This is a genomic window from Collinsella sp. AM17-1, assembly GCF_003470665.1.
GTDB lineage: Bacteria > Actinomycetota > Coriobacteriia > Coriobacteriales > Coriobacteriaceae > Collinsella.
Map to the genome: position 1 here is coordinate 1 of NZ_QRJZ01000027.1, position 13,578 is coordinate 13,578.

Here is a 13,578-nt window from a genome sequence, read left to right on the forward strand (position 1 = left end):
AGGGCGGAGGCGGGGCATGCCCCGCCTCTTACACCACATCTCTGCACGCTACCAACGCAAAAACAAAACCGCAGGTAAAATGCCTGCGGTTTTTCATGAAACGCGGCTATGGTCAGGGGTATCGGGTCAAACGTAGTAGATGGGCCAGTTTTGAGGCGAGCACCACCAATTGATCCCCCGGGGACGGAGGAAAACGGGTCATTTTTGCCTGATGGCTCGAGTCGCACCCGTTTTCCTGCGAAAACGCCGTGTCTCAACTTTGGTGAGACATTTGTCTCACGCCCAAAACACAATCTGGAACATGTGTCACCTGCCCTAATTGTGTCTCATTCCGTAACTTTAGGCTGATGCAAGGTCTGAGACCGCGAGAAGGGAGACGCGATGAGTAAGTACACGAGGGGTCTCTTGGCGGTGATACTTGCCGTAGTGCTTGTGTTGCCGGCTGCAGCATTTGCCATGCTGCCCGAGGCCAACGCCAGGTCCAGCACCGGAATGGACGGACCGACGGCGAGCAAAAAGATAGTCGACCCCGACACTACCGGCCGCTGGCAATACTGGGCGTCGGGCGGCGAGCAGGACCAGACGACACGTTATGTAGGCCGAATCTGGACGGACAAGACGGTCGAGCCCGCAGAGGACGAAAAGTCCGACTTTGTGACAACGCTCTCCACGATGTCTTCGACTTCTGACACAACGTCGCTGGTCACTAAACCGCTCGATATCGTGATGGTGCTTGATGCCTCCGGCTCGATGGATAAGAGCATGGGCGGCAATGATCAGACCAAACGCATCACCGCACTTAAGAACGCTGCCAGTTCCTTTATCGACGCTATTGCCGAGCAGAATGCAAAGATCGAAGATGATTCCAAGCAGCATCAGGTTGCCATCGTAAAGTTTGCGGGAACTAGGGCTGATTGGGTCGGCAACGACACGTATTGGGAGTCGGGGTATAGGTACAACTACTCGCAGACCATGAAGAAGCTGACGTCCTGCAAGGGCGATGACGCGACGAGCCTTAAGAGTACGGTCAACTCCATCAGTCCTAATGGCGCCACGCACGCCGACTATGGCTTACAGCTGGCTGATGGGGTATTTTCGTTTGGTCGCGCCGACGCCAAGAAGATCGTTGTCTTCTTCACTGATGGTTCACCTACGAGCTCTAGTGAATTCCAAGCAAGTGTTGCCGATAGCGCCGTCAAAAGCGCCAAGAGTCTCAAGAATAAAGGTGCCGACATTTATACGATCGGCATCTTTGATGGTGCGAATCCCGCTGCCGATCCTACGAACTACTGGACGAGCAACGAAAACAAGTTCATGCACGCCGTGTCGAGCAACTATCCAAACGCCACGTCCTACACAACCAATGAGCTTGGTAAGCGCACGGAGAATTCCGATTTCTACAAGGCTGCGTCGAACGCCGATGAGCTCAAGAAGGTGTTTGATGATATCTCGAGCTCTATCACCTCGGGCAAGGGCTCTCCCACTCAGATCGAGGATGGTTACGACGAGAGCAAGTCCGGCTACATCACCTTTAGTGATGAGCTGGGCGACTTTATGCAGGTCGATACGTTTGTCAGCGCTCAGATTAATGGCGTCCCCTTTGATGAAGTGACCAAGACAACCAAGGGCAATACGGACACGTACGAGTTTTCGGGCGTGGCCAAGGACCCGGTCATCACCGTCGAGCGCTCTGCCAATGCGCAGCAGGGCGATATCGTGACGGTCAAGATTCCCGCATCACTGATTCCGCTGATCCGCTATCACGTGGACATGGAAAACGGGATCTTTGAGCGCACGTCGCTCAATGACATCAAGCCTATTCAGATTAAATACACCTCGAGCGTCAAGGACGCCGCGCGTAACAACCTGTTTACGCCCGATGACGGACTCAAGAAGTATATCGAGAAACATAAGGGTGCCGACAACCAGACGGTCTACTTCCTGGCCAACAAGTGGTCGGGCGGCGAGCTGGGCGATGTTGTCGCCGAGTTTGAGCCCGCCGATACCAACAGCTACTATTACTTCCAAAAAATCACGCCTATCTACACGGACAAGGAATGCACCCAGCGCGCGACGGTAAAGCCGCAGGGCAACGACGTCTATTACTACAAGGACGAGTTTGTGGCGATGGGCGCAAACGGCAAGCCGAAGGACGACTATGCCGTTGTGGAGTTTGAGGGGCACGAGATCGCCAGCTACGACGGCGCTCTGGTCAAAGATGACGGCTATTGGTCCTTTAATAAGGGAACCGCGCGCTTGGCCTATATCGACCAGCTGCATACCACCAAGGACGATATGGAGGCGAACGGCAACAAGACCGAGACCGCGCGCGACGTGCTTAACCCCAGGTGGAATGACCTCTCCTCCGTTGCGACTTCCACGCACGTGCATTCGCACCTGGGCAACAACGGCAAGATTATCTTTAGCCTTGCAACCAAGCCGACAACGGTTGATACCAAGACTGACTTTGGTCTGACCAAGGTGCTCGAGGGCCGCAAGTGGGCGGATACGGATGCGTTTGAGTTTGAGCTCTCCGCGACGTCCGACAACAATGCCCCGATGCCCGACCCCGCGACCGTAACTGTGACCAATGCCGATCTCGACAAGGGCAAGGCAGCCATTAACTTTGGCAAGATTACTTATGCCGAGCCGGGCGAGTACACCTATGAGGTCCGCGAGGTCAAGGGCGACGCCGGTGGCATTACCTACAGCAAGAACGTTGCCACGTTCAAGGTGACTGTGACGGTTAACGCCAAGGGCGAGCTTAAGGCCGACGTTGAAAAGACCTCGGGCGAGACCGAGTTCAAGAACACCTATAGCGTGAAGCCTGTCGAGGACCAGATCACCGCGACCAAGGTCCTGACCGGGCGCGACCTCAAGGAGGGCGAGTTCTCCTTCGAGCTCGTCGAGGGTAACAAGGTCGTCGCCAAGGGCACTAACGCTGCCGGCGGCACGATTGCCATGGACAAGATCACTTACGACAAGCCTGGCAATCACACCTACACGCTGCGCGAGAAGCTCCCCAACGAGGCGGGGCTGAGCAACGGGATTACGTACGATAAGACGAACTACACCGTCAAGACGAGCGTCATCGACAACGGCGACGGCACGCTTAAGGTGACCCATACGCTCGAGGGTCCCGAGACGGCACGCTTTGAGAACAAGTACAACACTGCCCCGAATAAGTCCAGCGTCACCGACCAGATCACCGCGACCAAGACCCTGACAGGCCGCGACCTCAAGGAAGGCGAGTTCTCCTTCGAGCTCGTCGAGGGTAACGATGTCGTCGCCAGGGGCACCAATGCGGCCGACGGCAAGATTACGATGGACAAGATCACCTACACTGCGGCTGGCGAGCACACCTACATGCTGCGCGAGACCAAGGTCGACGCCGACAACGGTATCACCTACAGCACCGCGGCCTACACCATCGTGACCACCGTCACCGATGATGGCAATGGCAAGCTCACGGTTAAGCATGAGCTGCAGGACGTCGAGAAGGCTATCTTCGAGAATGCTTACAGCGTTACTCCGAATAACTCCAGCGTCACCGACCAGATCACCGCGACCAAGGTTCTGGACGGACGCAACCTCAAGGCCGACGAGTTCTCCTTCGAGCTCGTCGAGGACGGCGAGGTCGTCGCCACCGGCGCTAACGACGCCGATGGCAAGATTACGATGGGCAAGATCACCTACACCGCCGCCGGCAAGCACACCTATATCCTGCGCGAAGCCAAGGGCGCCGAAGGCAACGGCATTACCTACGACAGCACGACCTACACCATCGTGACTACCGTTACCGATGACGGCAATGGTAAGCTCACGGTCAAGCACGAGCTGCAGGGCGCCAACGAGGCGAAGTTCAACAACAGCTACAAGCCGAATCCTGACGAGTCCAGCGTCACCGACCAGATCACCGCGAAGAAGGTCCTGACCGGGCGCGACCTCAAGGAAGGCGAGTTCTCCTTCGAGCTCGTCGAGGACGGCGAGGTCGTCGCCACCGGCACCAACGCTGCCGACGGCACGATCACGATGGGCGCCGTCAAGTACGACAAACCCGGCAAGCACACCTACACACTGCGCGAGGTCAACGGCGGAACCACCAGCAAGGGCGTCACCTACAGCGATGCCAAGTTCACCATCGTGACGACCATCACCGATAACGGCGACGGCACGCTCAGTGCCCAGCATGTTCTGAAGAATGCCGAGGCCGCGATCTTCAAGAACACCTACAACGTGACCCCGCTCGAGACCGAGCTCGACTTTGGTCTGAGCAAGGCTATCGACGGTCGCGACTGGACGGATGGGGACGAGTTTAGCTTTACCATCACCGCTCCCGAGGGCGCCCCGCTGCCCGATCCCGCAACCGTAACCGTGAACAAGAGGGACGCGAAGGACGGCATCGCCGCCATCAAGTTCGGCAAGATCCACTACGCTGCCGCCGGAACCTATAAGTACGAGATTCGCGAGAACGCGGGCAGCACGGTCGGCATGACGTATGACGCGCATGTCGCAACCGCCGAAGTGACCGTGACCGAGGACAGCGATGGCACCCTGACCGCCAACGTCACTAAGAAGGAAAACGGACGCTTTACCAACACGTACCGCACTGAGCTCGATTACGCCGCGGCCGGCGGTCTCAAGCTCAGCAAGACCCTCTACGGACGCCCCATGACCGAGGGCCAGTTCACCTTTACCGTGACGCCCGCCGATGCGGCTTCTGCCACCGCGCTCGGCCTGCACGAGGGCGCCAACGTGTACAAGTCCCCTGCGACGGCAGAGGCAACGGTCGGTCGGATTGACATTCTGGCGGGCCATGAGGTCAAGTTTACGCAGGCTGACGCGGGTAAGACCTTTACATACACCGTTGCCGAGAAGAATGACGGCCAGCCCGGTTACACCTACGACGATGCCGAGCGCACCGTGACGATCGCTATCGCCGACGACACCGCCGGTACGCTCACCGCCACGACGACCGTCTCCGGCGGTCCCGAGGGCACGCTGGTGACCGAGTACAAGACCGGCGCGGCTGCGGTCGAGAGCGCCGTGGTCCCGTTCGTCAACAGCTATAGCGCTACGACCGATGCACCTGGTGGCACCGTTGCTCAGGTCGTTGCCGCCAAGACCCTGACCGGTCGCCCGATGGCCGACGGCGAGTTCTGGTTCGGCATTGCCTATCAGGGTGAGCTTGTGGGTTATGAAAATCTCAAGCCCAATATCGGCGGGCACGTGAGCTTTGATGCGCTGCACTACGACACCAAGATGCTTGCCGATCTTGAGTCTGCTGGGCTTGCCCATCGTACCGACAAGGACGGTAAGCTCGCTTGGACCATTAACTACACGGCCTACGAAGCTATACACGGGCTGCCGAACGGCGTTTCTGCTACAACGTGGTACTTTGGCTTTAAGGTTATCGTCGTCGATAACGGTGACGGTACCCTGACGGCAACGGTCGACTACGGTGGCATCGAGCCCTTGTTCGAGAACGTCTACGGCGCCGATGCCGTTGACGCCGCGCTCGCCGGCACCAAGAAGCTCCAGGCTGCCGAGGGCCTGACCCCGGCAGACATCACGGGTAAGTTCATCTTTACCGTGGCCGCCGATGAGGCGGGTGCCCCGATGCCCGAGCGCACGACCGCAACCAACGACGCGGCCGGCAACGTGGACTTTGGCAAGATCCACTTTACGCTCGATGACCTCAACCGCGCCCTGGGCGTGACGGACAACGCTTCTGGCGATGCATCGAACAACGCTGAAGCCAACGCCGACGAGGCCGAGGTTGACGCTGACGCCAGCGGTGACGAGACCAAGGACGAGTCCGAGCCCGCAGCCCCCACCGCCCCGCGCTCGCACACCTTTACCTATACGGTGACCGAGTCCGGTAGCGCCCCTGGCGTGACCAACGACGCTAACGTAACGCGCAAGGTCTCCTACACCGTGACCGATGACGGCGCTGGACATCTGAGCGTCAAGCGCGACGGCGGCGACGGTGCGGACTTTACGTTCACCAACACGTACAGCGTGGCACCCACCGATTCTTCCGTGACCGATCAGGTCAAGACGGTCAAGCGTCTGACCGGACGCGACCTTGCAGCCGGCGAGTTCACGTTTGATCTGCTCGAGGACGGCGTGGTTGTCGCTAGCGGCACCAACGACGCCAACGGCACCGTTACGCTGAGCCCGATCCACTATGAGGCGCCCGGCGCGCACACGTACACGCTGCGCGAGGCTTGCCCCAACGCGCTCGGCCTGTACAAGGGCGTCACCTATGACGGCGCGACCTATACCGTCGTGACCACCGTCTCCGACAACGGCGACGGCACGCTGACCGCGACGCACAAGCTCGAGGGAACCACCGAGTCGGCTGGCTTTACTAACAAGTATCACGCCATGCCCACGCAGGTTTCCATCGGCGCCATCAAGGTGCTCGAGGGACGCGAGCTCAAGAAGGACGAGTTTAGCTTTAAGCTCGTTGGCGAGGACATCGAGTCCACCGTCACCAACGATGCCGACGGCAAGATCAACTTCGACAAGTTCGAGTACGACGAGCCCGGTACGTACGTCTACACCATCAGCGAGGTCAAGGGCGACGAGGCCAGTATGACCTATGACAAGTCCGTCTTTACCGCGACCGTCAACGTGGTCGACGACGGCGAGGGCAGCCTCAAGGCGAACGTCACCTTTACCAAGGGCGACAAGAGTGTCGAGGGTATCGTGTTCAACAACATGTACAAGAAGCCCGAGACGCCCGTGCCGACGCCCGACCCCGGTACGTCCAAGACCGTGACGAACATCGTCAAGACGGTTAAGGGCTTCCTGCCCACTACGGGTGACCAGCAGGCCGCCGCACTGCTCATGGCATTTGTCATCGCCATGGCCGGCGTCGGAGCCCTGGTCTGGGGTATCCGTAAGCGCTAGGCACGCTGGCAGCGCCCGGGGCCAAAAGGCCCCGGGCGGCCGGCGGGAAGCCAGAACATAGCCCCCACCCCCACCCCCAGCCGCCACGGAGACGTCTCCCTTCTCCGTGGCGGCACTTTTGTGCGCAGGGGAGGAAGGGCCGCCACGAAATCGGCCCATCTACTACGTTTATCCCCTTACCCCCAACCATGCCAAAAAACGCGAAAACAAAACCGCAGGTAGAACGCCTGCGGTTTTGTTCAAAACGAAGGCATGGTCAGGGGTATCGAGTCAAACGTAGTAGATGGGCCGATTTCGTGGTTGGCGCCGCCAAATGATCCCCCGGGGACGGAGGAAAACGGATCATTTTTGGCCCCACGCGGCTGGTGGGTGCGTTCGCGCAGGACCGTTCAAACAAAACTATGCCGGTTTACGGGGCTGAGTCACGAGTCTCCAACCATGCCGATATTCGTGAAAATAAAACTGCAGGTAGACGAGCCGTCATTTTGCAGAAAACGCGGGTATGGATGGGGGTCCTGAGTTTAGCCCCGTAAACCGGCTTAGTTTTGAAATGGCATTAAATCGATGGCAGCCATTTTGCTATGCCAAAGCGGTCGGCCGTTGGGTAATTACCCTCGCAGGTAGGCGATGGCGATTTGCGTACGGTTGCGCAGGCCCATTTTGGCCAGGATCGAGCTGATGTGGTTGCGCACCGTGCCTTCTCCCATATAAGCCGTGGCGGCAATCTCCTTGTTATCGAGGCCGCGGGCCGGCGAGTCGCACCGGCCTCAGCGTTCGCCCCATCAAAATCGACATCTTCGATCGCCTTGCCCTCGAGCACGCGTTTGCCATCCATGACCTGCGCCAACGCTGGCGGAATGGCGGCGACATCGGTCTTGATCAGGTAACCGCGGGCGCCCAGCTTGAGCGCCGACACAATGTACTCGTCATCCGAGAATGTCGTCAGAAACACCACGCGTGCCGCGGGGTCGTGCTCAAGGATCTCGCGCGCCGCCGAAAGGCCGTCGCGCCCCGGCATCTGAATGTCGAGCAGCGCGATATCGGGTGCGAGTTCGGCGTAGAGTGCCACCGCGTCGTTGCCGTCGGCTCCGGTGCCCACTACCTCGATCTGCGTTTGGGCGCCCAGGATAATCTTGAGCGAATCGACCACTAGGCGGTCGTCGTCGACAACGATGAGCCTCATCGGCCCTCATCTCCTTGCTGTTTGGGAACGGTGGCGAACACACGCCAGCCGCCGGCACCGGCGCGCGGACCGGCGGTGAAGGTGCCGCCAAGCGCCTCGACGCGCTCGCGCATGGAGCCGAGCCCCATGCCTTCTGCGACGTTGCTGCTGCTCGCCGGGGTCGCGTCCGCGCCATTATCGGTAACGATGAGCTGGTAAAACGACGGATGCTCCATGCACCGCACGGTAACGGCATTGGCATGGGCGTGGCGCATGGCGTTGGAAAGCGCCTCGCGAAGGACCGCCGCAAAGCAGTTGGCGACATTTGCGGGCGCATGTTCGGTCATAACTTCAAGCTCAATCTGCGGGCCGCCGTCCGAGCGCGCGCCTTCAACAATGCGTTCGAGCTGCACGGAAAGGTCGACAGCGTTGTCGTTGAGCGCATGGACGCTAGTACGCACAAGTTGGAGCGCCTCGTCAACCGTGCGTTTGACGTCGGCGAAATCGGCGGCGACGCCGGGCTCGTCGGCGTGGATCACGCGCAGGGCTTCGGCTTGTAGCGAGGCACGCGTGAGCTGGTGTCCGACGTTATCGTGGATCTCGCGCGCGATGCGGGCGCGTTCGGCGAGCGTCGCGAGCTCGACTTCGTAGTCCTGGCGGTCGGCAAGATCGCGGTTGCGCGCTTCGAGCGCGAGGGCTCGTTCCTGCAGCTCGTCGCGGGTACGGCGCATGCGTTCCTGTTCGCGCTCCAGCTGCGCGGTGCGCAGTGACAGCAACGTGGCGGCGACCGAAAGAATGGCGGTTAGCAGCAGCGTTCGGGTGGTGAGCGCGCCGCCGCGAAGGTCCGCGACGAGCGCACAGGCAAAGACAGCACCGACACCCAACGCGATCCAGGCGTGCTCACGGCGCACGCGTCGCGCGATGTCATAGAGGGCGAGAGGCGCAAACGGCACAAACGACGGCACGAAGACGGCCGTGATGATGTAAGCGTAACTTGCGGTCTCGCTTGCGCGCCGGGTGCGTTTCCCCTGTGCCACCTCGGCCAGCGAGGTGGCAATAACGCCAAGGCAAAACGCCACAACCAGACGAGCGTCCACAGCAAGACCCATGGCGGCCGCAATACAGCACGCCAGCACGATCGATTTGTCGAAAAGCCTGTTCATACGGGTATTGTACGCGATGCCGCGCATGGGGGAGGCGCCACCCGGAGCAACCGTGACATTCCTCCCACGCGCCGGGGCGGTCGCGTCGGCGGGCCGCGCGACCAAGCTCCGCACTCGTGACAAAGCTCACTGGTGCGCGCCGGCGGCTCCTGCGATGATGCAATCGTACCGGGCCACGACCAACAGAAGGGCCGCTTCATGACAGACATCGTCCACGTCGAAAACCTCGTCAAGCGCTACGACGATCTTATCGCGCTCGACCACTTTAACCTGAGCATCGCCCCCGGCGAGATCTTTGGCCTGCTGGGCCCCAACGGCTCGGGCAAGACCACGTCCATCAACTGTATTCTGCAGCTGCTTACCTACGACAAGGGCGCCATCGAGCTGTTCGGCGAGCCCATGACGCCCACCCGCTACGACCTCAAGCGCCGCATCGGCGTGGTGCCACAGCAGGTGGCGGTATTCGACGAGCTTACCGTGCGCGAGAACATCGACTATTTCTGCAGCCTCTACGTCAGCGACCGCAAGCGCCGCCGCGCGCTGGTGGACGAGGCGATCGACTTTGTCGGCCTGGGCGACTTTACCAAGTTCCGCCCCGGCAAGCTCTCGGGTGGCCTGGCGCGTCGCCTCAACATTGCCTGCGGCATCGCACACAAGCCCGAGCTCATCTTTTTTGACGAGCCCACGGTGGCGGTCGACCCGCAGAGCCGCAACGCCATCCTGGAGGGCATCTGCCGCCTGCGTGACGAGGGCGCCACGGTAGTGTATACCAGCCATTACATGGAGGAAGTCGAGCAGATCTGCAGCCGCATCATGATCATGGACGGCGGGCGCGTGCTGGCACAGGGCACCAACGACGAGCTTAAGCGCATGATTCAGATGGGCGAGCGCGTGACTGTCGAGGTCGGCGCCGTCGAGGCCGCCACGGTCGAGCGGCTGCGCGCTCTCGAGCACGTGCTCAGCGTTGAGCTTTCCGGCGGCGAGCTCGTCTGCACCTGCGAGGCGAGCCCGCACAACCTGGTGGACATCCTCGACACGCTGCGCGCCGCCGACGTGGCGCTCGGCCGCGTGTGGAGCGAGCCACCGACTCTCAACGACGTGTTCCTCGAGATCACCGGCCGCGAGCTGCGCGACTAGGGGGCGGCCATGTTCAACACCATCATCACCACGCTCAAGACGCTATTGCGTCGACCGAGTACATGGGTCTGGGGCGCGATCTTTCCCATTGCGCTTTCAACGATGTTCATGTTTATGTTTGCGAACCTCAGCTCCGACGGCAAGGTCGACCCGGTGCCGGTTGCCGTTGTCGCTGACGAAGCCTGGGGCGCTTCGTCCTTTAAGGACGTGGCGACCTCGCTTGCCAAGGAGGGCGACGATCAACTGCTCGAGATTCACGAGTGCGAGGATGTGGACGCCGCGAACCGTGCGCTCAAGTCCGGCGAGGTCGCGGGCATCTATACGGTCGACGCTGCGGGCACGCCCAAGCTCACGCTGCTCTCGAGCTATGACGGCTCGCGTGCCTCGTCGGTGCTCACCGACCGCAGCATCCTTGAAACGGTGGCAAGCTCGTATACGCAAAACGCCGAGCTCATGACCCAGATTGCTCAAGACAACCCGGCGGCGCTCGCCGATCCGGAGGCGGTTGCGCGCGCCCTGTCGCTCGAGGGCGGCACCCGTCGTGTGAGCCTGACGCGCACCACGCCCGACGGCACGACCATTTACTACTACGCGCTCTTTGGTCTGGTCGCGATGATGTCTGCCGAGTTTGCCGCCTTGAGCGTCGTCGACCTGCAGCCCAATCTGTCGGGCCTTGGCGCGCGCCGCTGCGTGGGTGGCCTTTCCAAGACGGCGTCGCTAGCCGGCATCTTTGTCGGCTCGTGGCTGGTTTCCTTTGCCTCGATGGCGGTCGCGATTGGCTACGTGCGCCTGGTCGTTGGCGTCGACTTTGGCGGGCGCGAGGGGCTGTGCCTGCTGGGCGGTGCTGCATCCGCGCTTGCCGCCACGGGCCTGGGGCTCTTTGTGGGCACGCTTCCCGTTAAGGGTGGCAAGGCGTCCAAGTCGGGCATCCTCACGGGCTTTGCCACCACGTGCGCCCTGTTCGCCGGCCTCTACGGCGAGCCGGCGATGGCGCTTGCCGACGACGTCGCCCGCGCCTGCCCGGCCGAGTGCTGGCTCAACCCCGTCAAGCTCATCTGCGACATGTTCAACCGCCTGTATTTCTTTGAGGACCTGGGGCCCTTCGCCGTCCGCGCCGGCGCGCTGGTCCTTATGGCGCTGCTGTTCGTTGCCGCCGCTACGCTGATCTTTGGAAGGAGCCGCTATGAGCACCTTTAAGACTGCGCTTCGCATAGCGCTCGCGCACCCGCTCTATCTGCTCATCTACACGGTGTTTATTTCTCTGCTGGGTGTGTTTATCGCGGCATCGGTGAGCTGGAACTCGTCGCAGCTCACCGAGTATAAGCCCTACGATGCCAACGTGATCGTGGTCGACCGCGACGACAGCGACCTTTCGCGTGCGCTTACCAAGCATCTGGGTTCGCGCTTTGAGCTGGTCACGGGCGTCGGCGACGATACGTACAATCTTGCGGACGCGCTTTCCAAGAGTAATAGCGCCAAGGGCAGCGCTGACTGCGTGTTCTTTATCCCGGAGGGGTTTGAGGGCGACCTCGTTGCAGCCGCCCGTGCGGGGGAGTCCCTGCCCAAGCTCGATGTGACCTACGGTGCCGGCACCATGGCGGCGGCGCTTTCGTCTGCCGAGGCCTCGCGCTGGATCTCGCTCGCGGGCGCTGCGGCCGCACTTGAGCCCACTGCCTCCAACGGTGACGTTGCCAAGGCTGCCGAACATGCTGCTGCCGAGCGTGCCGAGGTTGAGATCGAGCAGGTCAAGGTCGACTCGACTGCCGCCGCCACGCTCGAGTCGTATTTCAACTTCGGTGCGTACGCGATTATCTCGTCGGTCATCGTGTCGGTGGGGTTGGTGTTCTCGGGCATGAACGATCCTGAGCGCGTGCGTCGTATGGATGCCGGTCCAATCTCCGAGCGCCGGCGCTCGCTTGCCGTGTTTGCAGCCGCCGCCGTGATCACCGTCTGCATCTGGTTTGTGTCGAGCATGATGGGCGTCGTGGGCTTTGCCGGCGCGGTCGCCGAGGTCGGCGCGGGCCGTGTGTGCTTGGCACTGGCAGCGACGTTTGCCCTGGCGTGCACGCCTCTGGCCGTTGGCTTTGCCCTTTCGAGCCTGGGTGCGCGTGAGGAGCTGCTCAACGGTGTGGGCAACCTGCTCGGCATGCTCATGACGTTTTTTGGGCGGCGCTTGGATGCCGCTGTCGCTGATGGGCTCGGCCGTGCAGACGGTGGCGCACTTTGTGCCGACGTATTGGGTGAACGACGCGATTGGCAAGGCGCTTGCCTCGGATTTGACGTCCGCCGTGTTGGGCGACATTGTCTGCGACCTGGGCGTCACGGTGCTCTTCGCCGCCGCCATTGCCGCCGTAGGCCTGGCCCTCTCACGCGCCAAATCCCGCGCCTAGTCTGAAATAAATCCTAGGCCTCGCCCCAAAATAGTTCGCCAAGGTTTACTATTACGTTCATAAAGTAGTACGAGGCTAACAATGGGGGATACCATGGCAACGCAGGAAGCCTATGTCCAGGTTAAGGATCTCAAAAAGCATTACGGCGAAGGTGATGCGCGCCTGACGGTACTCGATGGCATCGACACGTCCATCAACCGCGGCGAGATCTGCGTCATGCTGGGGCCCTCGGGCTCGGGCAAGTCGACCTTTCTCAACCTGATCGGCGGCCTGGAGGATGCCGACGGCGGCTCCATCATGGTGGACGGCTGCGACCTCACGGTGCTCAAGCCTACCGACCTGGGCGAGTATCGACGCCGTGAGCTGGGCTTTGTCTTCCAGTTCTACAACCTGGTGCCCGATCTCACCATCAAGGAGAACATCGAGGTCACGGCGCACCTGTCCAAAAACCCGCTCAACATCGACGAGCTGCTGCGTTCGCTGGGCCTTTACGACCACCGCAACAAGTTCCCGCGCCAGGTCTCGGGCGGCCAACAGCAGCGCTGCGCCATCGGCCGCGCGCTCGTCAAAAACCCGGGCCTGCTGCTGTGCGATGAGCCCACGGGCGCGCTTGACTACAAGACGTCCAAGGAAATCTTGCAGCTCATGGAGGATGTCAACCGCACCTACGGCTGCACCATCATCATTGTCACCCACAATGCCGCCATCGCGCGCATGGCCAATCGCGTGCTGCGCCTGCGCGACGGGCGCATCGTCGAGGACGAGCTCAACGAGTCGCCCGTCGCGGCCGCCGAGCTCGATTGGTAGG

7 protein-coding genes and 1 pseudogene are annotated in these 13,578 nt (G+C 61.1%); 5 read left to right on the forward strand and 3 right to left on the reverse strand.

The features are described from left to right. The first annotated feature begins 381 nt into the window (after window positions 1-381). Complete coding sequence (locus tag DW195_RS09755; protein WP_118206587.1) at window positions 382-6,918, forward strand: Spy0128 family protein; 6,537 nt, start codon at window positions 382-384, stop codon at window positions 6,916-6,918. Between the two features lie 608 nt (window positions 6,919-7,526). Here DW195_RS09755 and DW195_RS10775 read toward each other — a convergent pair. The 3 genes and pseudogenes from DW195_RS10775 to DW195_RS09765 form a co-directional block, all read right to left on the reverse strand. Continuing rightward, the gene (locus DW195_RS10775) at window positions 7,527-7,625 is read right to left on the reverse strand and encodes a LuxR C-terminal-related transcriptional regulator (RefSeq protein ID WP_370215214.1); all 99 of its coding nucleotides are present in this window, start codon (window positions 7,623-7,625) and stop codon (window positions 7,527-7,529) included. A 224-nt stretch (window positions 7,626-7,849) separates the two neighbouring features. Beyond that, window positions 7,850-8,101 (reverse strand): annotated as a pseudogene (locus tag DW195_RS10780) (response regulator transcription factor); the annotation flags it as partial. Then, window positions 8,098-9,243, reverse strand: a complete 1,146-nt coding sequence (locus tag DW195_RS09765; protein WP_158567937.1) for a sensor histidine kinase — start codon at window positions 9,241-9,243, stop codon at window positions 8,098-8,100. The pseudogene DW195_RS10780 and the gene DW195_RS09765, both read right to left, overlap by 4 nt. A 198-nt stretch (window positions 9,244-9,441) precedes the next feature. On the opposite strand from DW195_RS09765, the gene DW195_RS09770 reads away from it, so the two are divergent. From DW195_RS09770 to DW195_RS09785, 4 genes are all read left to right on the forward strand, one after another. Beyond that, a complete protein-coding gene (locus DW195_RS09770) occupies window positions 9,442-10,380 on the forward strand; it encodes an ABC transporter ATP-binding protein (protein WP_118206598.1) in 939 nt (312 codons plus the stop codon). 9 nt (window positions 10,381-10,389) lie between these two features. Next, window positions 10,390-11,577 (forward strand): ABC transporter permease, encoded by a 1,188-nt coding sequence (locus tag DW195_RS09775; protein ID WP_118206589.1) that lies wholly within the window; start codon window positions 10,390-10,392, stop codon window positions 11,575-11,577. Then, the gene (locus DW195_RS09780; protein ID WP_118206590.1) at window positions 11,564-12,775 is read left to right on the forward strand and encodes an ABC transporter permease; all 1,212 of its coding nucleotides are present in this window, start codon (window positions 11,564-11,566) and stop codon (window positions 12,773-12,775) included. Before DW195_RS09775 ends, DW195_RS09780 begins: the two co-directional genes overlap by 14 nt. Before the next feature lie 88 nt (window positions 12,776-12,863). Then, window positions 12,864-13,577: an ABC transporter ATP-binding protein gene (locus DW195_RS09785; protein WP_118206591.1), complete on the forward strand. Its 714-nt coding sequence runs from the start codon at window positions 12,864-12,866 to the stop codon at window positions 13,575-13,577. Window position 13,578: the final 1 nt, after the last annotated feature.